The organism is Pseudomonas fluorescens (genome assembly GCF_018614655.1).
GTDB classification, from domain to species: domain Bacteria; phylum Pseudomonadota; class Gammaproteobacteria; order Pseudomonadales; family Pseudomonadaceae; genus Aquipseudomonas; species Aquipseudomonas fluorescens_BX.
Window position 1 is genome coordinate 45013 of the sequence record NZ_JAGGOG010000036.1, and the last position, 26212, is coordinate 71224.

General features: G+C 58.6%; 24 protein-coding genes and 1 tRNA gene. 17 read left to right on the forward strand and 8 right to left on the reverse strand.

The window, feature by feature from the left end; translation table 11 throughout:
- Positions 1-77: 77 nt before the first annotated feature.
- From apaG to J7E41_RS27020, 7 genes are all read left to right on the forward strand, one after another.
- A complete protein-coding gene (gene apaG, locus J7E41_RS26990) occupies positions 78-458 on the forward strand; it encodes a Co2+/Mg2+ efflux protein ApaG (protein ID WP_214997291.1) in 381 nt (126 codons plus the stop codon).
- Complete coding sequence (locus tag J7E41_RS26995; RefSeq protein WP_214997292.1) at positions 458-1309, forward strand: symmetrical bis(5'-nucleosyl)-tetraphosphatase; 852 nt, start codon at positions 458-460, stop codon at positions 1307-1309. The genes apaG and J7E41_RS26995 overlap by 1 nt, the downstream gene beginning before the upstream one ends.
- Positions 1310-1342: 33 nt before the next feature.
- Positions 1343-1672: a thiosulfate sulfurtransferase GlpE gene (gene glpE, locus J7E41_RS27000; RefSeq protein ID WP_214997293.1), complete on the forward strand. Its 330-nt coding sequence runs from the start codon at positions 1343-1345 to the stop codon at positions 1670-1672.
- A 285-nt stretch (positions 1673-1957) separates the two neighbouring features.
- Entirely contained in the window at positions 1958-3880 is a 1923-nt protein-coding gene (locus J7E41_RS27005) for a PrkA family serine protein kinase (protein WP_169356661.1), read from the forward strand.
- A gap of 137 nt (positions 3881-4017) precedes the next feature.
- Positions 4018-5289 carry a YeaH/YhbH family protein gene (locus tag J7E41_RS27010; protein ID WP_169356662.1) on the forward strand — a complete coding sequence of 424 codons (1272 nt, stop codon included), beginning with the start codon at positions 4018-4020 and terminating at the stop codon, positions 5287-5289.
- The gene (locus J7E41_RS27015; RefSeq protein ID WP_214997294.1) at positions 5286-6848 is read left to right on the forward strand and encodes a SpoVR family protein; all 1563 of its coding nucleotides are present in this window, start codon (positions 5286-5288) and stop codon (positions 6846-6848) included. The genes J7E41_RS27010 and J7E41_RS27015 overlap by 4 nt, the downstream gene beginning before the upstream one ends.
- 63 nt (positions 6849-6911) lie before the next feature.
- Positions 6912-8141 (forward strand): multifunctional CCA addition/repair protein, encoded by a 1230-nt coding sequence (locus tag J7E41_RS27020; RefSeq protein ID WP_214997295.1) that lies wholly within the window; start codon positions 6912-6914, stop codon positions 8139-8141.
- 18 nt (positions 8142-8159) lie between these two features.
- On the opposite strand, the gene folK is transcribed toward J7E41_RS27020, so the two are convergent.
- Together folK and folB are read right to left on the reverse strand one after the other, a co-directional pair.
- Entirely contained in the window at positions 8160-8678 is a 519-nt protein-coding gene (folK, locus tag J7E41_RS27025; protein ID WP_214997296.1) for a 2-amino-4-hydroxy-6-hydroxymethyldihydropteridine diphosphokinase, read from the reverse strand.
- Entirely contained in the window at positions 8669-9022 is a 354-nt protein-coding gene (folB, locus tag J7E41_RS27030; protein WP_214997297.1) for a dihydroneopterin aldolase, read from the reverse strand. The genes folK and folB overlap by 10 nt, the downstream gene beginning before the upstream one ends.
- Before the next feature lie 74 nt (positions 9023-9096).
- On the opposite strand from folB, the gene plsY reads away from it, so the two are divergent.
- Positions 9097-9666 carry a glycerol-3-phosphate 1-O-acyltransferase PlsY gene (plsY, locus tag J7E41_RS27035; RefSeq protein WP_214997298.1) on the forward strand — a complete coding sequence of 190 codons (570 nt, stop codon included), beginning with the start codon at positions 9097-9099 and terminating at the stop codon, positions 9664-9666.
- Between the two features lie 33 nt (positions 9667-9699).
- Here plsY and tsaD read toward each other — a convergent pair whose 3' ends face one another.
- The gene (tsaD, locus tag J7E41_RS27040) at positions 9700-10725 is read right to left on the reverse strand and encodes a tRNA (adenosine(37)-N6)-threonylcarbamoyltransferase complex transferase subunit TsaD (RefSeq protein WP_214997299.1); all 1026 of its coding nucleotides are present in this window, start codon (positions 10723-10725) and stop codon (positions 9700-9702) included.
- A gap of 203 nt (positions 10726-10928) precedes the next feature.
- On the opposite strand from tsaD, the gene rpsU reads away from it, so the two are divergent.
- From rpsU to J7E41_RS27060, 4 genes are all read left to right on the forward strand, one after another.
- The gene (gene rpsU / locus J7E41_RS27045) at positions 10929-11144 is read left to right on the forward strand and encodes a 30S ribosomal protein S21 (RefSeq protein ID WP_002551877.1); all 216 of its coding nucleotides are present in this window, start codon (positions 10929-10931) and stop codon (positions 11142-11144) included.
- Positions 11145-11604: 460 nt separating this feature from the next.
- Positions 11605-13566 (forward strand): DNA primase, encoded by a 1962-nt coding sequence (dnaG, locus tag J7E41_RS27050; protein WP_214997300.1) that lies wholly within the window; start codon positions 11605-11607, stop codon positions 13564-13566.
- Between the two features lie 67 nt (positions 13567-13633).
- Positions 13634-15484, forward strand: coding sequence for an RNA polymerase sigma factor RpoD (gene rpoD, locus J7E41_RS27055; RefSeq protein ID WP_214997301.1), 1851 nt, complete (start codon positions 13634-13636; stop codon positions 15482-15484).
- A 219-nt stretch (positions 15485-15703) separates the two neighbouring features.
- Positions 15704-15780 (forward strand) — tRNA-Ile (locus tag J7E41_RS27060).
- Between the two features lie 95 nt (positions 15781-15875).
- Here the strand turns inward: J7E41_RS27060 and J7E41_RS27065 are convergent.
- Together J7E41_RS27065 and J7E41_RS27070 are read right to left on the reverse strand one after the other, a co-directional pair.
- Positions 15876-17159: an amidase gene (locus tag J7E41_RS27065; protein WP_214997302.1), complete on the reverse strand. Its 1284-nt coding sequence runs from the start codon at positions 17157-17159 to the stop codon at positions 15876-15878.
- Positions 17160-17169: 10 nt separating this feature from the next.
- Positions 17170-17595 (reverse strand): VOC family protein, encoded by a 426-nt coding sequence (locus tag J7E41_RS27070; RefSeq protein WP_214997303.1) that lies wholly within the window; start codon positions 17593-17595, stop codon positions 17170-17172.
- A gap of 112 nt (positions 17596-17707) precedes the next feature.
- On the opposite strand from J7E41_RS27070, the gene J7E41_RS27075 reads away from it, so the two are divergent.
- Entirely contained in the window at positions 17708-18580 is an 873-nt protein-coding gene (locus tag J7E41_RS27075) for a LysR family transcriptional regulator (protein WP_214997304.1), read from the forward strand.
- Between the two features lie 77 nt (positions 18581-18657).
- Here the strand turns inward: J7E41_RS27075 and J7E41_RS27080 are convergent, their stop codons facing one another.
- From J7E41_RS27080 to J7E41_RS27090, 3 genes are all read right to left on the reverse strand, one after another.
- A complete protein-coding gene (locus J7E41_RS27080) occupies positions 18658-19059 on the reverse strand; it encodes a type II toxin-antitoxin system HicB family antitoxin (RefSeq protein WP_169356678.1) in 402 nt (133 codons plus the stop codon).
- A 55-nt stretch (positions 19060-19114) separates the two neighbouring features.
- Positions 19115-19282: a type II toxin-antitoxin system HicA family toxin gene (locus J7E41_RS27085; RefSeq protein WP_353049435.1), complete on the reverse strand. Its 168-nt coding sequence runs from the start codon at positions 19280-19282 to the stop codon at positions 19115-19117.
- A gap of 251 nt (positions 19283-19533) precedes the next feature.
- On the reverse strand, positions 19534-21894 hold the full coding sequence (locus tag J7E41_RS27090) for a glucose/quinate/shikimate family membrane-bound PQQ-dependent dehydrogenase (RefSeq protein ID WP_214997305.1): 2361 nt from the start codon (positions 21892-21894) through the stop codon (positions 19534-19536).
- Positions 21895-22090: 196 nt separating this feature from the next.
- On the opposite strand from J7E41_RS27090, the gene J7E41_RS27095 reads away from it, so the two are divergent.
- From J7E41_RS27095 to J7E41_RS27110, 4 genes are all read left to right on the forward strand, one after another.
- Positions 22091-23002 (forward strand): sugar ABC transporter substrate-binding protein, encoded by a 912-nt coding sequence (locus tag J7E41_RS27095; protein WP_214997306.1) that lies wholly within the window; start codon positions 22091-22093, stop codon positions 23000-23002.
- Positions 23003-23051: 49 nt separating this feature from the next.
- Entirely contained in the window at positions 23052-23534 is a 483-nt protein-coding gene (locus tag J7E41_RS27100; RefSeq protein ID WP_214997307.1) for an Lrp/AsnC family transcriptional regulator, read from the forward strand.
- A 146-nt stretch (positions 23535-23680) separates the two neighbouring features.
- Entirely contained in the window at positions 23681-25372 is a 1692-nt protein-coding gene (locus J7E41_RS27105; RefSeq protein WP_214997308.1) for a flavin monoamine oxidase family protein, read from the forward strand.
- Between the two features lie 11 nt (positions 25373-25383).
- On the forward strand, positions 25384-26178 hold the full coding sequence (locus tag J7E41_RS27110) for a carbon-nitrogen hydrolase family protein (protein ID WP_214997309.1): 795 nt from the start codon (positions 25384-25386) through the stop codon (positions 26176-26178).
- Positions 26179-26212: the final 34 nt, after the last annotated feature.

The window sequence follows — 26212 nt, forward strand, 5'->3', positions numbered from 1 at the left end:
TCTGGCCTAGTGCCCGCCACTTGGCCTAGACTGACCGGCATCCGCTGTCCCCCGCTTTTGCTTTTAAGGCCTCTTGCATGTCCGATCCTCGCTATCAGATCGACGTCAGCGTCGTCACCCGCTTCCTGGCGGAACAATCCCAGCCCGACCAGAACCGCTTTGCCTTTGCCTACACGGTCACGGTGAAAAACAACGGTTCGGTGCCGGCCAAGTTGCTGTCGCGCCACTGGGTCATCACCGACGGTGACGGCCATGTAGAAGAAGTGCGCGGCGCCGGTGTTGTTGGCCAGCAGCCGCTGATTGATACCGGTGCAAGTCACACCTACAGCAGCGGTACGGTGATGTCGTCCAAAGTCGGCACCATGCAAGGTTCCTATCAGATGAAAGCCACAGACGGCCAACTCTTCGATGCCGTCATCGCGCCCTTCCGCCTTGCGGTACCCGGAGCCCTGCACTGATGGCGACCTACGCTGTCGGCGACCTGCAAGGCTGCCTGGAGCCGCTCAAGTGCCTGCTTGAACGCGTGGCCTTTGACCCGACCAAGGATCGCCTGTGGCTCGTGGGCGACCTGGTCAACCGTGGCCCGCATTCCCTTGCGACCCTGCGCTTCCTTTATGGCCTGCGTGATTCGCTGGTCTGCGTACTGGGCAACCATGACCTGCACTTGCTGGCCGCCGGCAATAACATCGAGCGTCTGAAAAAGGGCGATACCCTGCGGGAAATTCTTGAGGCACCGGATCGAGCCGAGTTGCTTGACTGGTTGCGCCGGCAAAAAATCATGCATTACGACGAGAGCCGCAACATCGCCCTGGTGCATGCCGGTATTCCACCCCAGTGGACGCTGAAAAAAGCCCTCAAATGCGCAAATGAAGTCGAAGTCGCCCTGGCCGATGACAACCTGTTCACGACCTACCTTGACGGTATGTACGGAAACGAGCCGGTGAAGTGGGACAACGATCTCACTGGCATCACACGCCTGCGGGTCATCACCAACTACTTTACCCGCATGCGCTTTTGCACCGCCGAAGGCAAACTCGACCTCAAGAGCAAGGAAGGCGCCGACACCGCGCAGCCCGGTTACAAGCCCTGGTTCAGCCACAAGGACCGCAAGACCCGTGACACGAAGATCATCTTTGGCCACTGGGCAGCCCTCGAAGGCAAGTGCGACGAGCCCGGCGTGTTCGCCCTCGACACCGGCTGCGTCTGGGGCGGCACCATGACCCTGATGAACATCGACACCGGCGAGCGCCTGAGCTGCCAGTGTGAAACCCCCACTTCCGAACCACTGCAGGCCACGGTAAAGCGCTAGACCGCGCCACCCTGAAGGCCCAAGGAGCCCGCCATGAGCGAATTCAAACGTATCCCTCCCGAACAAGCCCAGGCCCTGCGCGAACAAGGCGCAGTGGTTGTCGACATCCGCGACCAGCCGACCTACATCGCCGGCCATATCAGTGGCGCCCAGCATCTGGATAACCACAACATCGCCGATTTCATCCGCGCGGCCGATCTCGATGCGCCAGTGATCGTGGCCTGCTACCACGGCAATTCCAGCCAAAGTGCAGCAGCGTATCTGATCAGCCAGGGCTTCTCCGACGTCTATAGCCTGGACGGCGGCTTCGAGCTGTGGCGTACGACTTACCCAGCAGAAATTGCCTCGGGCGAAGCGCAATAATTTTTTTCACACCCCGCTATCCCGCGTGACGCTTGGGCTGGAACCGTTTCTGACGAACGGTCAGCCCAAACAAATTACGTATCGCCCCTTGAACTCCCGGATTCCGAACTATCCTTAAGCCCAGGCCATCCAAAACAGGGGAGAGCCGGTACACCGGCGTGCGGGTCATCGGTAACGTTTCAGGGTGTTCTGGGGGGAAAACAGCCGTTGGTGTCCACCAATGACTGCCAGCATCGACTGATTGATCCTGCGTCGACTCCACGTATCGAGCGAGGTGACGACGTCATGAGTATCTTTAGCCACTTCCAACAACGCTTCGAGTCCACCCGCCAGGAAGAACTCACGCTTGCTGAGTACCTCGATCTGTGCAAAAAGGACCGCAGCGCCTACGCGTCTGCCGCCGAGCGCCTGCTACTGGCGATTGGTGAGCCGGAGCTTGTGGACACCGCAGCCAATTCGCGCTTGTCGCGAATTTTTTCAAACAAGGTGATCCGCCGCTACCCGGCCTTTGAAGACTTCCACGGAATGGAAGAATGCATTGACCAGATCGTCTCCTACTTCCGCCACGCCGCCCAGGGCCTGGAAGAGAAGAAACAGATCCTCTACCTGCTTGGCCCCGTCGGCGGTGGTAAATCGTCCTTGGCCGAAAAACTCAAACAGTTGATCGAGAAGGTGCCCTTCTACGCCATCAAGGGCTCACCGGTCTTCGAATCACCTTTGGGGCTGTTCAACGCCACGGAAGATGGCGCGATCCTCGAAGAAGACTTCGGCATTCCAAGACGCTACCTCAACACCATCATGTCGCCATGGGCCACCAAGCGCCTGGCCGAGTTCGGCGGCGATATCAGCCAGTTCCGCGTGGTGAAACTTTATCCGTCGATCCTCAACCAGATCGCCGTGGCCAAGACCGAACCCGGTGACGAGAACAACCAGGACATCTCGGCGCTGGTGGGCAAGGTCGATATCCGCAAACTGGAAGAATTCCCACAGAACGACGCCGACGCCTACAGTTACTCGGGAGCACTGTGCCGCGCGAACCAGGGCCTGATGGAGTTCGTGGAGATGTTCAAGGCACCGATCAAGGTGCTGCACCCACTGCTGACCGCCACCCAGGAAGGCAACTACAACAGCACCGAAGGCTTGGGGGCGATTCCGTTTACCGGGATTCTGCTGGCTCACTCCAACGAGTCGGAATGGCACACCTTCCGCAACAACAAGAACAACGAAGCGTTCATCGACCGGATCTACATCGTCAAGGTGCCGTACTGCCTGCGAGTCAGCGATGAAATCAAGATTTACGACAAACTGCTGTTCAACAGCTCTCTGGCCAAGGCTCATTGCGCGCCTGACACCCTGAAAATGCTCGCCCAGTTCACCGTGCTGTCGCGCCTCAAGGAGCCGGAAAACTCCAACATCTACTCGAAGATGCGCGTGTATGACGGGGAAAACCTCAAGGACACCGATCCCAAGGCCAAGTCGATCCAGGAATACCGCGACACGGCGGGTGTCGATGAGGGCATGAACGGGCTGTCGACGCGTTTTGCCTTCAAGATCCTCTCCAAAGTCTTCAACTTCGACCCCCACGAGATCGCTGCCAACCCGGTGCACCTGCTGTACGTGCTGGAACAGCAGATCGAACAGGAGCAGTTCCAGGCTGAAACCCGCGAGCGCTACCTGCGCTTCCTCAAGGAATACTTGGCGCCGCGCTACATCGAGTTCATCGGCAAGGAAATCCAGACCGCCTACCTGGAGTCCTACAGCGAATACGGTCAGAACATCTTCGATCGCTACGTGCTGTACGCCGACTTCTGGATCCAGGACCAGGAATACCGCGATCCGGAAACCGGCGAAATCCTCAACCGCGTGGCCCTCAACGAAGAGCTGGAAAAAATCGAAAAACCGGCCGGCATTAGCAATCCGAAGGATTTCCGCAATGAAATCGTCAACTTCGTGCTGCGCGCCCGTGCCAACAACAACGGCAAGAACCCCACCTGGCTCAGCTACGAGAAGCTGCGGGTGGTTATCGAGAAGAAAATGTTCTCCAACACCGAGGATCTGCTGCCGGTCATCAGCTTCAACGCCAAGGCCAGCAAGGAGGACCAGCAAAAACACAACGACTTCGTCACCCGAATGGTCGAGCGTGGCTACACAGACAAACAGGTACGGCTGCTCTCCGAGTGGTACCTGCGGGTCCGGAAATCGCAGTAAGGCAGCGACGAGCGCAAGGCTACCCGCTTGCGGTGCGCCCACGGGCGCACCCGGAGGTCGGCAAACTGACCGCTTGTCTTTAAGCTTCCAGCTTGCCGCTTGAAGCTTGTAACTTGAAGCTGCCCGGAGGGCTCCCTATGAGCTATGTGATCGACCGACGTCTCAATGGCAAGAACAAGAGCACGGTAAACCGCCAGCGTTTCCTGCGGCGCTACCGTGACCACATCAAAAAGGCCGTCGAAGAGGCCGTCAGTCGCCGCTCCATCACTGACATGGAGCATGGCGAACAGATCAGCATTCCCGGACGCGACATCGATGAGCCGGTGTTGCACCACGGTCGCGGCGGTAAACAGACCGTCGTTCATCCGGGAAACAAGGAATTCACCACCGGCGAACATATCCAGCGCCCCCAAGGCGGCGCTGGCGGCAAAGGGCCAGGCAAGGCCGGTAACTCCGGCGAAGGCATGGATGAGTTCGTCTTCCAGATCACCCAGGAGGAATTCCTCGAATTCATGTTCGAGGACCTGGAGCTGCCCAACCTGGTCAAGCGCAACCTCACCGGCACCGACACCTTCAAGACCGTGCGCGCCGGGATCAGCAACGAAGGCAACCCGTCACGGATCAACATCATCCGCACCCTGCGCTCGGCCCATGCCCGGCGCATCGCCCTGTCTGGCAGCAGCCGCGCCAAGCTGAGGGAGGCGAAAGAGGAGTTGGAACGGTTAAAACGCGAAGAACCAGACAACTTCGGCGATATCCAGGAAACCGAGGCGGAAATAGCCAAACTCAGTGCTCGGATTCATCGCGTGCCGTTCCTCGACACCTTCGACCTGAAATACAACCTGCTGGTCAAGCAACCCAACCCGAGCTCCAAGGCGGTAATGTTCTGCCTGATGGACGTTTCCGGCTCCATGACCCAGGCCACCAAGGACATCGCCAAGCGCTTCTTTATCCTGCTGTACCTGTTTCTCAAGCGTAACTACGACAAGATTGACGTGGTGTTCATCCGTCACCACACCAGCGCCCGGGAAGTCGACGAAGAGGAGTTTTTCTACTCACGGGAAACCGGTGGCACCATTGTTTCCAGCGCGCTGAAGCTGATGCAGGAGATCATGGCCGAACGCTATCCGGCCAACGAATGGAACATCTATGCCGCCCAGGCCTCCGACGGTGACAACTGGAACGACGACTCGCCCATCTGCCGCGACATCCTGATCAACCAGATCATGCCCTTCGTGCAGTACTACACGTATGTGGAGATTACCCCCCGCGAGCACCAGGCCCTGTGGTTCGAATACGAGCGGATCAGCGAAGCCTTCGCTGACACCTTCGCCCAGCAACAACTGGTCTCGGCCGGCGATATCTATCCGGTCTTCCGTGAACTCTTCCAGCGCAGGTTAGTGACATGACCGCCAAAGAGCATAAGCGCCAACCCATTTCCACGGGGTCCGAATGGACCTTTGAACTGATCCAGGCCTATGACCGGGAAATCAGCCGCATTGCGGCGGGCTATGCCCTGGACACCTACCCCAACCAGATCGAAGTGATCACCGCCGAACAGATGATGGACGCTTACGCGTCGGTGGGTATGCCCTTGGGTTATCACCACTGGTCCTACGGCAAACACTTCCTCAGTACCGAAAAATCCTATACCCGTGGGCAGATGGGCCTGGCCTATGAAATCGTCATCAACTCAGACCCGTGCATCGCCTATTTGATGGAAGAAAACACCATCTGCATGCAGGCGCTGGTGGTGGCCCATGCGTGCTACGGGCATAACAGTTTTTTCAAGGGTAACTACCTGTTCCGCACCTGGACGGATGCCAGCTCGATCATTGATTACCTGGTGTTCGCCAAGCAGTACATCATGCAATGCGAGGAGCGCCACGGTATCGATGCCGTGGAGGACCTGCTGGACTCCTGCCACGCCCTGATGAACTACGGGGTCGATCGCTACAAGCGCCCTTACCCGATATCCGCCGAGGAAGAACGGCTGCGCCAGAAGGATCGCGAAGAACATCTGCAAAAGCAGATCAACGACCTGTGGCGCACCATTCCCAAGCGCGCTGGCAAGAACAGCGACAAGGACAATGCACGCTTCCCCGCCGAACCTCAGGAAAACATCCTGTACTTCCTGGAAAAACACGCACCGTTGCTGGAGCCTTGGCAGCGGGAAATCGTGCGAATCGTACGCAAGATAGCCCAGTATTTTTATCCACAGCGCCAGACCCAAGTGATGAACGAAGGCTGGGCAACGTTCTGGCACTACACGCTGATGAACGACCTGTACGACGAAGGACTGGTAACCGACGGCTTCATGATGGAATTCCTGACGTCCCATACCAGCGTGGTCTTCCAACCCGGCTTTGACAGCCCCTACTACAATGGTATCAACCCCTACGCCCTGGGTTTTGCCATGTATCGGGACATTCGCCGCATGTGCGAACACCCCACCGACGAGGACCGCCACTGGTTCCCGGACATCGCCGGCAGCGACTGGTTGTCGACCATCAAGTTCGCCATGAGCAGCTTCAAGGACGAAAGTTTCATCCTGCAGTATCTGTCACCTCAGGTGATTCGTGACCTCAAGCTGTTCAGCATCATGGATGACGACCTCAAGGACGACCTGCTGGTACCGGCCATTCATGACGAACCTGGCTACCGCACCATCCGCGAAACCCTGGCTGCGCAGTACAACCTGGGCAATCGCGAGCCCAACGTGCAGATCTACAGCATCGACGTACGCGGAGATCGCTCGCTGACCTTGCGCCACCAGCAACACGACCGTAAACCCCTGGGCGACTCCACGGACGAGGTCCTCAAGCACCTGCATCGGCTGTGGGGGTTCGATATCCATCTGGAGACGTTGCAAGGCGACCAGATCATGAAAACCCATCATGTGCCGCCCCGTAACGAGCACAGCGATAACGATTACGGCCGCCTGGACCTGGCCGTCGTGCATCTCTGAAACGGCAAAGCCTCCATTGGCGAGGCGCAGGCGTTATCCTGTGCCGCTAATGGAGGCTTTTTCATGCAAATCTACAAAGTTGGTGGTGCGGTGCGTGATCGCCTGCTGGGCATACCCGTTACCGATATCGACCGTGTCGTCGTCGGCGCCACTACTGAAGAAATGCTCGCCCGGGGCTTCAAGCCGGTGGGCTCTGACTTTCCCGTATTCCTGGACCCGAAGAACGGCGACGAGTACGCCCTCGCCCGCACCGAGCGCAAGAGTGGCCGGGGTTACGGAGGCTTTGTCTTTCACGCCAGCCCCGAAGTTACCCTGGAAGAAGACCTGATCCGTCGTGACCTGACCATCAACGCCATGGCCGAAGATGACGACGGTAACTTGACCGACCCGTATCATGGTCAGCGCGACTTGCAAGCTCGCATTCTGCGCCACGTTTCACCGGCGTTTGCCGAAGATCCCCTCCGGGTCTTGCGCGTCGCCCGCTTTGCCGCCCGCTACGCCCGGCTAGGTTTCACCGTCGCTCCCGAGACCCTTGAATTGATGCGCCAACTCAGCGATTCCGGCGAGCTGGAAGCCTTGACGCCGGAACGCAGCTGGAAGGAAATTTCCAGGGCACTCATGGAACATCAACCTCAGGTATTTATTCAGGTGCTGCGCGACTGCGACGCACTGAAAACCCTGATGCCGGAAGTGGACGCTCTGTTTGGCGTACCGCAACCCGAAACTCATCATCCCGAGATCGATACCGGCATCCATACCCTGAGCGTACTGGAACAGGCCGCACGCCACGCTCAACCTCTGACTGTGCGCTGGGCTTGCCTGCTTCACGATCTGGGCAAAGGCCTGACACCTGTGGATAAGTTACCGCAACATATCGCCCACGAACATAGGGGCTTGCGGTTGATCAAGGCGCTCAATGAGCGCTTCAAGGTGCCGAGGGATTGCCAGGAACTGGCGCTGCTAGTAGGCGAGTACCACACCCATGGTCATCGGGCCCTGGAGCTGAAACCCTCGACTTTGCTGGAGTTGCTGCAAAGTTTTGACGTCTATCGCCGTCCGCAACGCTTTGAGGAATTTGTGGTGGCGTGCGAAATGGACGCGCGCGGCCGCAAAGGTTTTGAGCAGAGAAGTTATCCACAGGCGGATTATTTGCGCGGCGCGGCACTGGCAGCACGTGGCGTTGCCGTTGCACCATTGCTGGAGCAGGGTTTCAAAGGCCCAGAGTTGGGTGAGGCGCTCAAGCGCGAACGGCTTAAGGCTTTGAAAACCTACAAAGAGCAAAGGCCCCTGTAGGAGCGAGCTTGCTCGCTCCTACAAGAGCATATCCGGTGTCAGTTGCTGGTCACGCCACTCAAACGCGACTGGCGCCAAGACCTGATCGATGTGCGCATCCCGCCACAGCGAGGCGAACGTCTTGCCCACTTCAGGATGCACGCGATCCGGCGCCATCAGCGACAACGGCCACAGCACAAAGGCGTTTTTCAAAATCTCTGCCCGAGGCAGGATCAGGCCGTCAAAGTTACCGACCCATTCGCCATACAGCAGCACGTCGATGTCCAGCGGCAAACCTTTGCGGTCCGGCGCATAACGACCATTGTCGGCTTCGATGAATTTCAGTCGGCGATCCAGTTCCATCAACGGCAAATCGGTATACGCCGACACCACCATATTGAAAAACGGACCACTCTTGATCCCCACCGGCTGGCTTTCGAATACCGCCGAACAGCGCACATCCGTCAAAAAAACCGCCAGCGCATCAAGGCCGGCGCGTAAATGCGTCTCGCGCTCAATGTTGCTGCCAAGACCGAGGTAAACCTGAGTTAGCGACATCCGCGCTCAATCTCCACGCCCACGCCTCTGGCGGCCGGGACGGCACCGGGCTTGGTCAGTTTGAGGTGCAGCCAGGGAATCTGGAACTCGCTCATCAACACTTCCGCCAAGCGCTCGGCAAAGGTTTCCACCAGTTGGAACTGTGCCTGCTCGGCAAAGGCCTGGATGCGCGAGGAAACACTGGCGTAATCCAGCGCCAGGGTCAGGTCGTCACCCGCCGCCGCCGGGCGGTTATCCCAGGCGAAGCTCAGGTCCAGGCGCAGGCATTGCCGGATGCCGCGCTCCCAGTCGTAGGCCCCGATCACGGTGTCGACTTCCAGGCCTTCGATAAACACTCTGTCCAAGCACTCTTCTCCGCAGCACGACAAGGGCGCAATGCCCCGTTAGAATCAGGGCGTCCTCGCCCGGAATAGTTAGCATGTTTTGGTTACTGGCGACCCTCGCCTACCTGCTCGGCTCTCTGTCCTTCGCCATTTTGCTCAGCCGCCTGACGGGAAATCCCGATCCGCGAATGAGTGGCTCAGGCAATGCCGGTGCCACCAATATGTTGCGCCTGGCCGGCAAGAAACTCGCCGTACTCACATTGTTCGGCGACATCTGCAAAGGTCTGCTGCCGGTGCTGATCGCTGATCTGGCGGGCCTTTCCCTGCAACAACAAGCCTGGATCGGCGTCTGCGCAGTTCTCGGCCACCTGTTTCCTCTGTACTTTCGTTTTCGCGGCGGCAAGGGTGTTGCCACTGCGGCCGGCATGCTGCTGGGGATCTACCCCCCTGCGGCCCTGCTGGCCATTGTCGCCTGGCTGCTGACGTTCTACCTGACCCGCACCAGCTCCCTGGCCGCCTTGATTGCCACACCACTTACCTTGCCATTACTGGCTTGGCAGGAGCCGGCAGCGCTGGTACCGATGAGTGTACTCACACTGCTGATCGTCTGGCGCCATCGCGGCAATTTACGCGACCTGTTTGCCGGGCGCGAACGGCATTTTTAAATACGCCCAATGAACCCGGTTCACGCTCGCTGATTACAACGGCGACAACTGCTCCATGGGCCAGCGCGCCTGCACGCTGATTGCCAGGCTTTCATGCTGCCCCGCCTGCAGGCGCTGACAGCCGGCAAAGGCGATCATTGCACCATTATCGGTGCAGAATTCCGGACGCGCATAAAACACGTCGCCCTTCATATCGCCGAGCATTTTCTCCAGCGAGGTGCGCAATGCCTTGTTGGCGCTGACGCCGCCAGCGATCACCAGACGCTTCATGCCCGCCTGCTTCAGGGCTCGCTTGCACTTGATGGTCAAAGTCTCCACCACGGCCTGCTGGAACGCCAGCGAGATGTCGCAACGGGCTTGCTCGCTGTCGTCTCCGGCGCTGACGCTCTGCTGCCAGGTATTGAGGGCGAATGTTTTCAAGCCACTGAAACTGAACATCAAGCCGGGCCGATCACACATCGGGCGCGGGAAGAGGTAGCGTCCTGCAACGCCCTGCTCAGCCAAGCGAGCGATCTCCGGACCGCCCGGATAGTTGAGGCCCATCATCTTCGCGGTCTTGTCGAAAGCTTCACCGGCAGCATCGTCCAGGGTTTCGCCCAGAAGGGTGTATTGACCGATTCCGTCGACCTGAACCAGCTGCGTATGACCGCCCGAAACCAACAAAGCGACGAACGGGAACTCTGGCGGCTTTTCTTCCAGCATGGGCGCCAGCAAATGGCCTTCCATATGGTGCACACCCAGGGCCGGAATATCCCAGGCAAAAGCCAGCGCCTGAGCGCAAGAGGCCCCAACCAGCAGGGCTCCGACCAATCCAGGACCAGCGGTGTAGGCAATCGCGTCGATCTCGGTCGGCACGCAGCCGGCCTCGTCCAACACTTGGCGAATCAATGGCAACATGCGTTTGACATGGTCACGGCTGGCCAGCTCCGGCACCACGCCTCCATAGGCGCGGTGCAAGTCGATCTGACTGAACAGTGCATCGGCCAACAGCCCGCGTTCACTGTCGTAAAGTGCGACACCGGTTTCGTCGCAAGAGGTTTCTAATCCCAGTACTAGCATGGGTTTGCGCCTTGTAGAGGCTGAATTCGAAGGCGCGCATAATAGTCGCCAGCCCTGCCCCCGACCAGCGGTTTTCGATCAGAGGCTTTGCATTCCAAGCGATGAGGGGTTAACATCCGCAACCCTTAAAAACCGACGACCTCAGCCGCGAATTTTTTGCGACGAGAACGTTGATTCCCGGTAATGAAAGAAGGTAGCTCTGGATGCCAGCCGTCAAAGTAAAAGAGAACGAACCCTTCGACGTAGCTCTGCGTCGTTTCAAGCGCTCCTGCGAAAAAGCCGGTGTTCTGGCTGAAGTTCGTAGCCGCGAATTTTACGAGAAGCCAACTTCTGAGCGTAAGCGTAAAGCAGCAGCCGCTGTTAAGCGTCACGCCAAGAAAGTTCAGCGCGAGCAGCGCCGCGCCGTTCGTCTGTACTAATACACAGACGTTCGTAGCAAGCTTCTGCCAAGCCCGGCCCTCAGCCGGGCTGTTGGCATTTGCGGATATCGCTTGATGCTTCACCGTCAAAGCCGCACACGCGACCGAGACAAACCGCTTCACACGTCAGGACTGGCTCTTTTGCCAGCGGTGCACGTCTCTTCTGACGAGCCTAACAAGGCTACTGACGAGCACACTTATTTCTCAAGCAGACGATCAACAGGGTCGGCTGTGCCCATCAACGAGCTTCCGAGGCCTGCCATTGGCCGAGACCGGACTCCAGGGCAACACTTTCAACTACGTCGAAGACTGATTGGAACTAACGTCAGTGAATGCTCGACAGATACACTTCCTGACAGACCAAGCCGACGATTGATGATCGAGCCGCACGATACGCGCGCCTCGAGCACTTCGACCGCCGCGCGGGGCCCAATTTACGCGCAGTGATGACGAGAACGCCATGGCCGGGCTAATTCCCCAGAGCTTTATTGACGACCTTCTGAACCGCACCGACATCGTCGATGTAGTCAGCTCGCGCCTGCAAATGAAAAAGGCTGGCAAGAATTACACCGCCTGCTGTCCGTTCCACAAAGAAAAGACGCCATCATTCAGCGTCAGCCCCGACAAGCAGTTCTACTACTGCTTCGGCTGTGGCGCAGGTGGCAATGCCCTCGGCTTCATCATGGACCACGACAACCTGGACTTCCCCCAGGCCGTCGAGGAACTGGCGAAAGCCGCCGGCATGGAAATCCCCCGCGAAGAAAGTGGCCGGCCGCACAAACCCCGGCAACCCACCGATTCGCCGCTGTATCCGCTACTGACCGCTGCCGCAGACTTTTACCGTCAGGCGTTGAAGAGTCACCCGCAACGCAAAGCCGCCGTCGACTACCTAAAGGGCCGCGGCCTGACCGGGGAGATTGCCCGCGACTTCGGCCTCGGCTTCGCTCCGCCCGGCTGGGACAACCTTTACAAGCACCTGAGCAGCGACACCCTGCAGCAAAAAGCCATGATCGACGCCGGCCTACTGGTGGAGAACGCCGAAACCGGCAAGCGCTATGACCGCTTCCGTGATCGAGTGATGTTCCCGATCCGTGACAGTCGCGGCCGGATCATCGCCTTTGGCGGACGGGTGCTGGGGGATGACAAACCCAAATACCTGAACTCACCGGAAACACCGGTGTTTCACAAGGGCCAGGAACTGTATGGCCTGTTCGAAGCGCGCAAGAACAACCGCAATCTCGATGAAATCATCGTGGTTGAAGGCTATATGGACGTTATTGCCCTCGCCCAGCAAGGCTTGCGCAACGCGGTGGCCACCCTCGGCACCGCCACCAGCGAAGAGCACTTGAAGCGACTGTTTCGGGTCGTGCCCAACGTATTGTTCTGCTTCGACGGCGACCAAGCTGGCCGTAATGCTGCCTGGCGAGCCCTGGAGTCGACACTTTCGAGCTTGCAGGACGGGCGTCGCGCTCGCTTCCTGTTTCTGCCCGAGGGTGAAGACCCGGATACGCTCGTCCGCTCCGAAGGCACCGACGCATTCCGTGCGCGTATCAATCAGCATGCGCAACCCTTGGCCGATTACTTTTTCCAGCAACTGACCGAAGAGTCCGATCCACGCTCCCTCGAAGGTAAGGCCCACATGGTCACCCTCGCAGCACCGCTGATCGACAAGGTTCCAGGTGCAAACCTGCGCACACTGATGCGTCAGCGCCTGCTGGAAATCACCGGTTTGAGCGGCGAGGCCGTCAGCCAGCTGGTACACAGCGCCCCTCAAGAAGCGCCGCCAGCCTACGACCCAGGCATCGATTACGACGCCATGCCGGACTACACCGACTTTCACCAACCGCAGGAGGCTTACACGCCTCAGCAGGAGTGGACGCCGAAGAAACCTGGCGCTGGCGGCAAGAAATGGGACAAGAAACCCTGGGATAAAAACGGCAAGCGCGGCGGTGACCGTGACGAACCTCGCGGCCCGCGCGTCCCAGCAGCGGTAGAGCCACCCACGATGGCGGCGCTGCGCACTCTTTTGCATCACCCGCAGCTGGCACAAAAAGTTGAAGACGCCGGGCACTTTGCGGCCGAAGACCACACCAATACTCAACTGTTGGTGGCCCTGCTCGAAGCCGTGCAGAAGAATCCTAAGCTAAACTCATTCCAGCTGATTGCCCGCTGGCATGGCACCGAACAGGGCCGCTTGCTCAAGGCATTGGCGGAAAAGGAGTGGCTGATTGATGGCGACAACCTTGAACAACAGTTTTTCGACACCATTACTAGCTTGTCAGCTCGTCAACGCGAGCGAAATTTGGAACAACTTCTTCGAAAAGCACGTCAGAGCGAATTGACTGCCGAAGAGAAAAATCAACTGCGCGACCTTTTAAGTCGCAATGTTTCCGCATCAAACCCGACCTCAGCTGGCGTGTGAGGTCATAGCTCGGGTATAATCCTCGGCTTGTTTTTTGCCCGCCAAGACCTTCAGTGGATAGGGTGTTATGTCCGGAAAAGCGCAACAGCAGTCTCGTATCAAAGAGTTGATCACCCTTGGTCGTGAGCAGAAGTATCTGACTTACGCAGAGGTCAACGACCACCTGCCCGAGGATATTTCAGATCCTGAGCAGGTGGAAGACATCATCCGCATGATTAACGACATGGGGATCCCCGTACACGAGAGTGCTCCGGATGCGGACGCCCTTATGTTGGCCGACGCCGACACCGACGAGGCAGCCGCTGAAGAAGCAGCTGCCGCGTTGGCTGCGGTAGAAACCGACATCGGTCGCACGACTGACCCTGTTCGCATGTATATGCGCGAAATGGGTACGGTAGAGCTGCTGACACGGGAAGGCGAAATCGAAATCGCCAAACGTATCGAAGAAGGCATCCGTGAAGTGATGGGCGCAATTGCGCACTTCCCTGGCACGGTTGACCATATTCTGTCCGAGTACACTCGCGTCACCACCGAAGGTGGCCGCCTGTCCGACGTCCTGAGCGGTTATATCGACCCGGACGACGGCATTGCGCCGCCTGCAGCTGAAGTTCCGCCACCTGTCGATCCGAAAGCCGCTCCAGCTGCCGACGAGACCGAAGATGACGACGCTGAAGCCAGTAGCGACGACGAAGACGAAGTCGAAAGCGGTCCTGATCCGATCATCGCAGCACAGCGTTTTGGCGCCGTCTCCGATCAGATGGAACTGGCTCGTAAAGCCCTGAAGAAGCATGGTCGCGGCAGCAAGCAGGCAATTGCCGAGCTGCTGGCACTGGCTGAGCTCTTCATGCCGATCAAACTGGTACCGAAGCAATTCGAAGGCCTGGTTGAGCGGGTTCGTAGCGCCCTTGAGCGTCTGCGTGCACAAGAGCGTGCCATCATGCAGCTCTGTGTCCGTGATGCGCGCATGCCGCGTGCCGACTTCCTGCGCCAGTTCCCGGGCAACGAAGTTGACGAAAGCTGGACCGACGCACTGGCCAAAGGCAAAAGCAAATACGCTGAAGCCATTGGTCGCTTCCAGGCCGACATTGTTCGTTGCCAACAGAAGCTGACTGCGTTGCAGACCGAAACCGGTCTGACGATTGCCGAGATCAAGGATATCAACCGTCGCATGTCGATCGGTGAGGCCAAGGCCCGCCGCGCGAAGAAAGAAATGGTTGAAGCGAACTTGCGTCTGGTGATCTCCATCGCCAAGAAGTACACCAACCGTGGCCTGCAATTCCTCGATCTGATCCAGGAAGGCAACATCGGCTTGATGAAAGCGGTGGACAAGTTCGAATACCGTCGCGGCTACAAGTTCTCGACTTATGCCACCTGGTGGATCCGTCAGGCGATCACTCGCTCGATCGCCGACCAGGCCCGCACCATCCGTATTCCGGTGCACATGATCGAGACCATCAACAAGCTCAACCGTATTTCCCGGCAGATGTTGCAGGAAATGGGTCGCGAACCGACCCCGGAAGAGCTGGGCGAACGCATGGAAATGCCTGAGGATAAAATCCGCAAGGTATTGAAGATCGCTAAAGAGCCGATCTCCATGGAAACCCCGATCGGTGATGACGAAGACTCCCACCTGGGTGACTTCATCGAAGACTCGACCATGCAGTCGCCAATCGATGTTGCTACCGTTGAGAGCCTTAAAGAAGCGACTCGCGACGTACTGTCCGGCCTCACTGCCCGTGAAGCCAAGGTACTGCGCATGCGCTTCGGCATCGACATGAATACCGACCACACCCTTGAGGAAGTCGGTAAGCAGTTCGACGTGACCCGTGAGCGGATCCGCCAGATCGAAGCCAAGGCGCTGCGCAAGTTGCGCCACCCGACGAGAAGTGAGCATTTGCGCTCCTTCCTCGACGAGTGATCACAAAACCCCCAGGCCAAGGCCTGGGGGTTTTGCTTTGTGCAGATTAAAACCTCCCCATGCGCGCCCCGCCCAGCAAGCTTTCCTCGCAGATGCCAGACTGCACCGTCAGCCTGCCCTGCCCCCGACATCTTCACCGCCACCTTCCTTCACATGACCCTTTCGGATTTTTCGGATAGCACCGCGGAGAAACCATCGCTATAATCCGCGACCTACTGAGGGCCTATAGCTCAGTTGGTTAGAGCAGGGGACTCATAATCCCTTGGTCGTAGGTTCGAGTCCTACTGGGCCCACCATCTTGAAAGCCGCGCATTGCGCGGCTTTTGTCGTTTCTGGTCAGTCATCCCCGATCGGGCACCTTGCTTATGGCCCGTGGCGTACGCTGGTTGTTCTACACACCGCGCTTTTTGCTGCTTCCTGCCTCTCGATGCAAGCCTTGGCTGATAGCGTGTGCAACCCTCAATAACTGCGCATCATCCCTGAACGCCCCAACCACCTGCAGCCCCACTGGCAACTCCCCTTCCCCTGACCACAGCGGGATATTCATCTGCGGCCAACCAAACGCGCCCCAGAATTTGATGAAGTCCGAGGGTCCGGTCGATGCCAACCCTGTCGGCGCGAGCATGCCGCAACTGACACTCAACACACCATCAAACGGCCGGCAGATTTGCGTGAGCAACGGCGCCAGTTTCGTCAGGCGGGCCTTAGCCGCAGATTCTTGCTCCCACGTCGTAACCTTTGCGCGTTCGAACATTGCCAAAGTCGAATCACTGAGCAGTTCGGGGTGAGCCTGAAACTCCTTGGCCAATGACCGGGCGCCCTCGCAATCGTTGATCAATTGGTGGTCGTCGAACACACCGGCGAAAGCTTCCGGGAGTGTCACCTCGCTGATTTGATGCCCCTTGGACGCTAAAAGGTTGATCGCCTGTTCAATGGCTTTTGCCACCACGGGATCGACATCCTGCCAGCGATCGGTTCGGTAGAACCCAAGGTTTAATGGGCGCTCCACAGGTTCTACTGGAGGAAAACCAGGGATCAATACCCGGGCCAGTCGCTCAAGGTCTCGCACGGAGCGGCCGTACCAACCCACGGTGTCGAAACTCGGCGCCAACGGTTTCACGCCTTCCAGTGAGACCAATCCCAATGATGGTTTGAAGGCATACAACCCGCAATAGGCCGCCGGCTTGAGTAACGAGCCCGCCGTCTGCGTACCCAGCGCCAACGGGAAGAAACCGGCCGCCATGCCTGCCGCCGAGCCCGCGCTGGAACTGCCGGGGGTGCGGGACAAATCGCGTGGGTTGCGGGTCGGCCCAGTGTGCATGTAGGCAAATTCAGTGGTGTGGGTCTTCCCTATAATTACCGCCCCGGCCAAACGCAACAGCGCCACCACATGAGCATCTCGGGACGGGCGATTGCCCTGGTAAATCGGCGAATAGAATTCGGTGGGATGGTCGGCTGTATCAAAGATGTCCTTGATGCCTACGGGCACCCCCGCCAACGGCCCGTCAGTGCTTCGGAGTTGCTGGCGTACCGCTTGAGGATCAAAGGATGCAAATGCCTGAATAACCGGCTCATGGCGTTCAATCTGCCCAAGAAAATGCTCCGCGACCACCGCCGCTGTCGTGGCTCCAGAGCGCACCGCCTCGGCAATGGCCGTTGCGTCGAGGTGGTTCATGATCGCCTCCTCACTTGGCAAACAACTGCCCGAGATCCTTGAATGCCTTGAACTCCAGGGCATTACCGCAGGGGTCAAACAAAAACAGGGTCGCCTGCTCACCCACCTGTCCCTTGAAACGGATATGCGGCTCCAGCACAAACCGCGCTCCACGCGCTTGCAGGCGCTGCGCGAGGGCATGCCAATCGTCCCAGCCCAGCACCACGCCAAAGTGCGGGACCGGCACGTCATGACCATCTACCGCGTTGGTGTGGGCAGCCTCCTGAGAAGCAGTTTTCGGGTGTTCATGGATCACTAACTGGTGGCCGAAGAAGTTGAAGTCGACCCAATGCTCGCTGGAACGGCCCTCCTCCAGGCCGAAGAGGTCACCGTAGAACAGCCGTGCTGCGGCCAGGTCGAACACCGGGATTGCCAAGTGGAAAGGTGCAAGGGTCATCAGGTCAAACCTCTGGGGTATTAAGTCTGTCCGAGTCTAGCCTTGCCTTTTACGATGAAAAGAAGATAGTTTTTGTGCTGAGCTCAAATTATTTTGATTAATCGAGACACCGATGCTACGAGAGCTGAAAACCTTCATCGCCGTCACCCGCCATGGCACGTTTGCGGCAGCAGGGATGCATATCGGGCTGACGCAATCGGCGGTCAGTGCCCAGATCCGTCAGTTGGAACACGCACTCGGCGTGCAATTGTTCGACCGCACCGGGCGCCAGGCCATTCTCAATGCAGCGGGTATACGGGCGTTGCCACTGGCACGGGAAATCCTGGATACCTTCAATCGCATGGCCGTGCCGGTGGACGCCAATGAGTTTCGCGGAGAATTGAAAGTCGGCGCCATCACGACCGCCCAGACCGGCATGCTCCCTCAGGCCCTGGTGCACCTGCGCCAAATGGCTCCTGCGGTGGAATGCAAACTGGTTCCGGGCGTGTCCCTGGAGTTGCTCAGCCAGGTGGACGCTGGCGAGCTGGACCAGGCAATCATCATTCGCCCGCCTTTTGATCTGCCCAAGGAGCTGCACGTTAAGGTGCTGCGCAGGGAACCGTTTGTGCTGATCGTGCCCAACGCCGTCGAGGGCGATGATCCGCTGCAACTGCTCGACGCTCATCCCCATGTGCGCTACGACCGTACTTCATTTGGCGGACGGCTGGTCAGCCGCTTCCTGCGCGAACAAAAGCTGGAAGTGCAGGTAGCACTTGAGCTGGATGAACTGGAGGCCATTGTGAAGATGGTCGAATGCGGCCTGGGCATCTCGCTGATTCCCCATGCAGGCCTGTGGCTGGAGCGGGAAGCAAAGATCCGTGTCATCCCGCTGGACGAGCTGACTTTTCACCGGGAAATCATCCTGCTGAGTCGGTACAGTCAGCGCAAGCTGCCAGTACCGCAATTATTTGCCCAATGCTTGATGGGCGGTGCCGACGACACCTGAGCCACAAAAAAGCCGCACATCTGTGCGGCTTTTTTGCTGATTGCCTGAAGTGCTCGATCTTTCTTCTAAACGAGAGGCTATACCGCCAATTCCCTCAATGCAGCTGTCGCCAGAAATCCTGAACGTGAAGCGTAGCGGTGATCCTTTTGTACTCGCTCGTCAATGCGACTCAGCAGGTGCTCCGGCAACGAGGCGTTGAATCTAACCGACTTCCCCAAATACGGAGTCAGGTCAAAATCGATCACAGCCCACACACCGCCGGTGAAGTCCGGGTTTTCCAAGTGGGCATCAACTTCTTGCGCCTGAGGCAGCGCCTCCTCGTCGGCCACCAAGCCCTCCAAGTGCAATGCCAGCGCCTCGCGAACGTTATCCAGCGCTTCGGAAAACGAGGTGCCGGCAGAGAAGCAACCCGGCACATCAGGTACCGTCACGCTGTAATCTGAGTCAGCGTCTTTATGTACAACCACGGGAAATTTCATTTTTCCTCCAGCGAAGGCCACCCTGAGGCGCCTTCGAAAACATCTACTCTCGCCATCATTTGAGACCAGCGGATTTCAAAATACTGTGCAACGTGCCTTTTGCTATTTCTGACTTCGGGTGCGGAACGGTTACCCGGCCTGGCTTGGTTGAATGCTTGAATTGATGGTGACTCCCCTTGACCGCTACTTCAAACCATCCATCCACCAGTAATAAATCAATCACCTATCTACTTCGCATCCCCACCCCCCCCCAGTGTGTATATTACACACCACAGCTCCACTCGCAATTTTTATACACATCACACACAAAAGTCTGCTCAGTTTCTGAACAGGCTCGCAAGAAAACATCATGGCAACACACCGATCATTTCCGCCAACAGCGTCATGTGAGCTTTTGTGTAGTGAGGCTCGGACTCCGTCGCCAATAACAAAAAAAGCCGCACATCTGTGCGGCTTTCTCATGCCCATCACTCTCTATTTTTTGGGCAACGCATAAGCAATCACATAATCCCCACGATCCGGCGACTGCCGCGCGCCACCTGCTGTGAGCACGATGTATTGCGTGCCGGTTTTCGGCGAGACGTAGGTCATCGGGCCAGACTGGCTACCCACCGGTAAACGGGACTTCCAGATTTCGTTGCCGTTGGCGGTGTCGAAAGCGCGAAGGTAGAAGTCCTGGGTGCCGGCAAAAAACAGCAGGCCCGACTGTGTGGCCAGGGACGCGCCGAGGGTCGGCATACCGATAGGAATCGGCATGTGCATGCGGATGCCCAGCGGCCCGGTGTCTTCAACCGTACCCACCGGTACTTGCCAGACCAGCTTGTGGGTTTTCAGGTCGATGGCCGACATGGTGCCGAACGGTGGCTTCTGACACGGAATGCCGGCGGCCGAGAGGAAGCGCTCGCGCATGGCACCGAATGGGGTGCCTGCTTGCGGCACCACACCCATTTCGATGCCACTGGCGCCCGCTGCGATTTTGTCCCGCGGGATCATGTAGTTGGCCAGGCCCAGGCGCATGTCGTTGACGAACATGTAGTGGGTGTTCGGGTCCACCGACACACTGCCCCAGTTCATCCCACCCAGGGAGCCGGGAAATTGCAGCGCGCGGTCCAGGCCCGGCGGGGTGTACACACCTTGATGGCGCATGCCTTTGAACTGGATACGGCACATCAACTGGTCAAACGGCGTGGCGCCCCACATGTCAGACTCGGTCAGTTGTTGATTGCCGATCGAAGGCATGTCCACCGAGAACGGTTGAGTCGGCGAATAGCGTTCGCCGGGCACGTTGCCCTGAGGCACTGCGCGCTCTTCGACCCGGGCGATGGGCACACCGGTTTCGCGGTTGAGCAGGAAGATTTCACCTTGTTTGGTGACCTGGGCCAACGCCGGTTGCACCCCGCCCTTACCGTCCGGAATGTCATAGAGCAGCGGTTGTGCCGGCAGGTCGAAGTCCCAGAGGTCATGGTGCGTGGTCTGGAAGTGCCAACGTACCTGGCCGGTCTTCACATCGATGGCGACGATGGACGAACTCCATTTGTCATCAAGGGCCGTGCGCTCGCCGGCGAAGAAGTCTGGCGTGGCATTACCGGTCGGCATGTAGACCAGGCCCAGCTTGGCGTCATAGGACATGGCCGACCAGACATTAGGGGTGCCACGGGTATAGGTTTCACCCGGTGGCGGCCGCTTGGTGGTGTTCGGGTTGCCCGGATCCCAGGCCCAGATCAACTCACCGCTGTGTACATCAAAGGCCCGCACCACACCTGGCGGTTCGCCGGTGGAGAAGTTGTCCGCCACACGACCGCCAACGATCACCACATTGCCCGCCACAAGCGGCGTCGAGGTCTGCTGGTAATAGCCGGCTTTGACTTCACCCATGTCGGTTGTCAGGTCCACCGTACCGTGGTCACCGAAGTCGTCACAGGGCGCGCCGGTTTCGGCGTCGAGTGCAATCAGGCGAGCATCACCCGTGGGAAGAAACAGGCGTTTCGCACACGCAGCAGGCGCTACGGGCTGGGCGCTGAGGCTGCTGTCGAAGTAACCCAGCCCGCGGCAACGCTGCCAATTTGGCCCACTGCCCTGAGGATCGAACTTCCAGCGCTGGGCACCGGTGTCTGCGTCCAGGGAAAAGACTTTGCCGTAGGCGGTGCAGACGTAAACATTGTCGCCAATCTGCAACGGGGTGTTCTGGTCTTCGGCGCCGGAGCCGTTGCTCTCGGGAATGTCACCGGTGTGGAAGGTCCAGGCCACCTGGAGCTTGTCGATATTGCCTTTGTTGATCTGGTCCAGCGCGGCAAAACGATTACCGGCGGTGGTATTGCCCCAGTGGGCCCAGTCCTTTTGCTCAGCGCCCGGTGCAACCGGAGTGACGGCAGGCTCACTCGTGGCCTTGACCACATGGGTCGGCACAAACATATACGCTAACGTCGCGATCACTCCAACGCCCAGCAACCCGACCACACCATAGGCGCCGCGCCCAGGCGTTGCACCCGACGCACGGGCCAGCTGTGGATAAATCAGCGCGACCACCAAGCCGATGACCGCAAAAGTCAGCACTCTCGACACCAGCGGCCAGTATTCCAGCCCGGTGTCCCAAACCGCCCAAATGGCCGTCAAGATCAGCGCTACACCGTATAGCCACGCCCCCGCAGGTTTACGTTTAGCGATCAGCAGGCCAGAAACAAGCATGGCCAGGCCCATCAACACGAAATACTGACTGCCACCCAACGCAACCAGATAACCGCCACCGGCCACCAAGCCCAGGCCGATCAAGGCAATCAACAGCCCCAAGCCAACCAGCAACCATTTGCTGCCGACGGCAGCCCCAGAGTTATTCATCGAGCTAACGTCCTTCCAGTAGTCACATCGGGAAAGAATGTACCAAATAGTTACTTTTAACAATCTGACACAGATAAAGCCGTGCGATCATCGGCGGAAATAAATTCCAGCACTTGCTTGAATTGGAATTTTATTTCCAATAATGTTCATTTTAGAAATCCCCTCGCACTCATAACAATAAAAAGGAAACTCCCTGATGAAGCGTCTGTTCGGCTGCCTCTGTGCCCTGCTGCTGTCTACTGCCGCCCATGCCGAGTTGCGCATCGGGGTCAGCGTCGGACAGTTCGATAACTACGTTTCCTACCTGGTGCAAGCCATGCAGGACCGGGCCAAGGCCTCACCTGATGAAGTGAAGTTGCAAGTGGAGGATTCCGCCAGCGACGTGGTCCGCCAGTTGAACCAAGTGGAAAGTTTTATCAGCCAGAAAGTCGACGCGATTATCGTCAACCCGGCAGACACCGCCGCTACCCGAAAAATCAGCGAGAAAGCCAGTGCCGCCGGCATCCCGCTGGTGTACATGAACAGCCGGCCGGAAGTGGATTCATTCCCGCCAGGTGTAGTCTTCGTCGGCACCGACGAGCGCGCCATCGGCCGGATGCAGATGGAATACCTGGCCGAGAAGATGGGCGGCAAGGGCAACCTGGCAATCATTCTCGGCCGCCTCGCCCACAGCGACACCGGCAAACGCACCAGTGGGGTCAAGGACGTACTGGCCAAATACCCGGACATCAAAGTCGTCGAGGAACAGTCCGGCGACTGGCAACGAGAGAAAGGCATGGACCTGATGAACGACTGGCTGACCAAGGGCAAAACCATCAATGCCGTGGCCTCGAACAATGACGAAATGGGCATCGGCGCCGCCATGGCCCTGCGTCAAACCGGGCACCAGGAGATTCTGGTAGGCGGTATCGACGGCACACCGGACGGTTTACAGGCGCTGAAAAAGGGCCAACTGGCGGTCAGCGTGTTCCGCGACCCGGTGGCCATCGGCGCCGGCTCGGTGGACGCCGCGCTGATGCTGATCCAGCATGCCGCCCTGCAAGGTGACATCTGGGTTCCGACACAACTGGTCACGCCGGAAAACTACCAGCAATTTCTGCGCAAGTAGGCCGTTGCGAGCATCGATGAGGACGAGCCTGTAACATGTTCGCCCATTGATGCCCGTGCCGGAGAACACCTTGCCCGTCCACCGCCCTCCCGTCCTCGATGAAATCGATCGCCAGTTGATCGCCGCCTTGCAAATCAACGCCCGCGAGAGCGTGGCCATGCTTGCCCGGCAACTGGGGATCGCCCGCACCACCGTCACTTCGCGGCTGGCACGCCTGGAAAAGACCCACGTGATCACCGGCTATGGCGTGCGTCTGGGCCAGCGTGTGGTGGATGGCGGCTTGCAGGCCTATGTCGGGATCACCGTGCAAGCACGTTCCGGCAAAGAAGTGCTGCGTCGGCTCAGTGCCATGGCGCAGGTCCAGCAACTCTGCGCGGTCAGCGGCGAGTTTGATTACGTGGCGTGGTTGCGCACCGATTCGCCGGAGCAGCTTGATCAACTGCTGGACCAGATCGGCAGTGTCGACGGTGTGGAGAAGACCACCACCTCGATCATCCTCAGTAACAAATTGGACCGCGGACAACCAATCTGACCACCAATCTCGTCACTCCGACTAAAAACAACTCAATACGACGACACTTTGCGTCTTATTAACGAACGCTACGCTCCCTAGAATGGCTGCCATCTTTTCCTATACTCAGCGGGTCGTGCACCGCCGAGTTGCCAGCAAGGTCAGCCATGAACATTACCCACAAAAACAATCGCCACCCTGCAGACGGTAAAAAACCCATCACCATCTTTGGCCCGGACTTTCCGTTCGCCTTCGATGACTGGATCGAGCACCCCGTCGGTCTGGGCAGTATCCCCGCCGCCAACCACGGCGCCGAAGTGGCGATCGTTGGCGCCGGGATTGCCGGGCTCGTCGCCGCCTACGAGCTGATGAAGCTGGGACTGAAACCGGTGGTGTACGAAGCCTCGAAAATGGGCGGACGCCTGCGCTCCCAGGCCTTCGAAGGCGCCGAAGGCATCATCGCGGAACTGGGCGGCATGCGCTTCCCGGTGTCCTCCACGGCCTTCTACCACTATGTAGACAAGCTTGGTCTTGAGACCAAACCCTTCCCTAACCCGCTGACACCGGCGTCCGGCAGCACGGTCATCGACCTGGAAGGCCAAACCCATTACGCACAGAAACTTGCCGATCTGCCTGCGCTGTTCCAGGAAGTGGCCGACGCCTGGGCCGATGCCTTGGAGGCCGGCTCACAGTTCGCCGATATCCAGCAAGCTATCCGCGACCGCGATGTGCCACGCCTGAAAGAATTGTGGAATACGCTGGTACCACTGTGGGATGACCGCACCTTCTATGACTTCGTCGCCACCTCCAAGGCCTTTGCCAAGTTGTCGTTCCATCACCGCGAAGTGTTCGGCCAGGTCGGTTTCGGCACCGGCGGCTGGGACTCGGACTTTCCCAACTCGATGTTGGAAATCTTCCGCGTGGTGATGACCAACTGCGACGATCACCAACATCTGGTGGTCGGTGGCGTGGCACAAGTGCCTCTGGGCATCTGGCGTCATGTACCAGAGCGTTGCGCGCACTGGCCGGAAGGTACCAGCCTCAGCTCCCTGCACAACGGTGCGCCACGCACCGGGGTCAAACGCATCGCTCACGCCGCCGACGGCCGATTCGCCGTCACCGATAACTGGGGCGATACCCGGGAATATGCGGCCGTACTGACTACCTGCCAGAGCTGGTTGCTGACCACCCAGATCGAGTGCGATGAAACCCTGTTCTCGCAAAAGATGTGGATGGCCCTGGACCGCACCCGCTACATGCAATCGTCGAAAACCTTCGTCATGGTCGACCGGCCATTCTGGAAGGACAAGGACCCGCAAACCGGTCGCGACCTGATGAGCATGACCCTCACCGACCGCCTGACTCGCGGCACTTACTTATTCGACAACGGTGACGACAAACCCGGTGTCATTTGCCTGTCTTACTCCTGGATGAGCGACGCCCTGAAGATGCTGCCGCAGCCCATCGAAAAACGGGTGAAGCTGGCCCTCGATGCACTGAAGAAGATCTATCCGAAAGTCGATATCTCCGCGCGGATCATCGGCGACCCGATCACCGTCTCCTGGGAAGCCGACCCGCATTTCCTCGGGGCTTTCAAAGGTGCGTTGCCGGGACACTATCGCTACAACCAGCGTATGTACGCGCACTTCATGCAGAAGGATATGCCCGCCGAACAACGCGGGATCTTCATCGCCGGTGACGACGTTTCATGGACCCCGGCGTGGGTCGAAGGCGCGGTACAAACCTCGCTGAACGCGGTGTGGGGCATCATGACCCACTTCGGCGGCAGCACTCATCCAGAGAACCCGGGGCCGGGTGATGTGTTCGATGAAATCGGGCCGATCGCTCTCGCCGAATAAGGAGTCAAGCCATGCGTGTCGCCCTGTACCAATGCCCGCCGCTGCCGCTGGATGTGGCCGGTAACCTCAAGCGCCTGCACCAACTGGCTCAAGAGGCGTCCGGTGCTGATGTGCTGGTGTTGCCGGAAATGTTCCTCACCGGCTACAACATCGGTGCCGAAGCCGTTGGCGCGCTGGCCGAAGCGCAGGATGGGCCATCGGCGCAAGCCATCGCCGAACTGGCACACAGCGCGAAGCTGGCAATTCTGTACGGCTACCCGGAGCGGGCCGAAGACGGGCAGATCTACAACGCTGTGCAACTGATCGATGCCAATGGCCAGCGTCTGTGCAACTACCGCAAGACTCATCTGTTTGGTGACCTTGATCATTCGATGTTCAGTGCAGGGGCGGATGATTTTCCGCTGATTGAGCTGAACGGCTGGAAGTTGGGGTTTCTGATCTGCTACGACCTGGAGTTCCCGGAAAACACGCGACGCCTGGCCCTGGCCGGTGCCGAACTGATCCTGGTACCCACCGCCAATATGGTGCCGTTCGACTTTGTCGCCGATGTCACCGTGCGGGCCCGGGCGTTTGAAAACCAGTGCTACGTCGCCTATGCCAATTACTGCGGGCACGAGGGTGAGATTCAGTACTGCGGGCAAAGCAGCATTGCCGCACCGGATGGCCAGCGGATCGCCCGGGCCGGCCTCGATGAAGCCTTGATCGTCGGCACCCTGGATCGGCAGACGATGATCAATGCCCGAGCCGCCAACCACTACCTGCAAGACCGTCGCCCCGAGCTTTACAAAGCGCTGCACAAGCCCTGACGGGCCGGGTTTGCGCTAGCATAGGCACTTCCTA

Coding starts and splice junctions, on each gene's coding strand:
- J7E41_RS27020 (WP_214997295.1), top strand. CDS start 6,912: ATGCAAATCTACAAAGTTGGTGGTGCGGTGCGTGATCGCCTGCTGGGC.
- apaG (WP_214997291.1), top strand. CDS start 78: ATGTCCGATCCTCGCTATCAGATCGACGTCAGCGTCGTCACCCGCTTC.
- J7E41_RS27095 (WP_214997306.1), top strand. CDS start 22,091: ATGAAGCGTCTGTTCGGCTGCCTCTGTGCCCTGCTGCTGTCTACTGCC.
- dnaG (WP_214997300.1), top strand. CDS start 11,605: ATGGCCGGGCTAATTCCCCAGAGCTTTATTGACGACCTTCTGAACCGC.
- J7E41_RS27010 (WP_169356662.1), top strand. CDS start 4,018: ATGAGCTATGTGATCGACCGACGTCTCAATGGCAAGAACAAGAGCACG.
- J7E41_RS27065 (WP_214997302.1), bottom strand. CDS start 17,159: ATGAACCACCTCGACGCAACGGCCATTGCCGAGGCGGTGCGCTCTGGA.
- rpsU (WP_002551877.1), top strand. CDS start 10,929: ATGCCAGCCGTCAAAGTAAAAGAGAACGAACCCTTCGACGTAGCTCTG.
- J7E41_RS27100 (WP_214997307.1), top strand. CDS start 23,052: ATGCCCGTGCCGGAGAACACCTTGCCCGTCCACCGCCCTCCCGTCCTC.
- glpE (WP_214997293.1), top strand. CDS start 1,343: ATGAGCGAATTCAAACGTATCCCTCCCGAACAAGCCCAGGCCCTGCGC.
- J7E41_RS27075 (WP_214997304.1), top strand. CDS start 17,708: ATGCTACGAGAGCTGAAAACCTTCATCGCCGTCACCCGCCATGGCACG.
- J7E41_RS26995 (WP_214997292.1), top strand. CDS start 458: ATGGCGACCTACGCTGTCGGCGACCTGCAAGGCTGCCTGGAGCCGCTC.
- J7E41_RS27105 (WP_214997308.1), top strand. CDS start 23,681: ATGAACATTACCCACAAAAACAATCGCCACCCTGCAGACGGTAAAAAA.
- J7E41_RS27070 (WP_214997303.1), bottom strand. CDS start 17,595: ATGACCCTTGCACCTTTCCACTTGGCAATCCCGGTGTTCGACCTGGCC.
- J7E41_RS27110 (WP_214997309.1), top strand. CDS start 25,384: ATGCGTGTCGCCCTGTACCAATGCCCGCCGCTGCCGCTGGATGTGGCC.
- rpoD (WP_214997301.1), top strand. CDS start 13,634: ATGTCCGGAAAAGCGCAACAGCAGTCTCGTATCAAAGAGTTGATCACC.
- folK (WP_214997296.1), bottom strand. CDS start 8,678: ATGTCGCTAACTCAGGTTTACCTCGGTCTTGGCAGCAACATTGAGCGC.
- tsaD (WP_214997299.1), bottom strand. CDS start 10,725: ATGCTAGTACTGGGATTAGAAACCTCTTGCGACGAAACCGGTGTCGCA.
- J7E41_RS27005 (WP_169356661.1), top strand. CDS start 1,958: ATGAGTATCTTTAGCCACTTCCAACAACGCTTCGAGTCCACCCGCCAG.
- J7E41_RS27080 (WP_169356678.1), bottom strand. CDS start 19,059: ATGAAATTTCCCGTGGTTGTACATAAAGACGCTGACTCAGATTACAGC.
- J7E41_RS27090 (WP_214997305.1), bottom strand. CDS start 21,894: ATGAATAACTCTGGGGCTGCCGTCGGCAGCAAATGGTTGCTGGTTGGC.
- plsY (WP_214997298.1), top strand. CDS start 9,097: ATGTTTTGGTTACTGGCGACCCTCGCCTACCTGCTCGGCTCTCTGTCC.
- J7E41_RS27015 (WP_214997294.1), top strand. CDS start 5,286: ATGACCGCCAAAGAGCATAAGCGCCAACCCATTTCCACGGGGTCCGAA.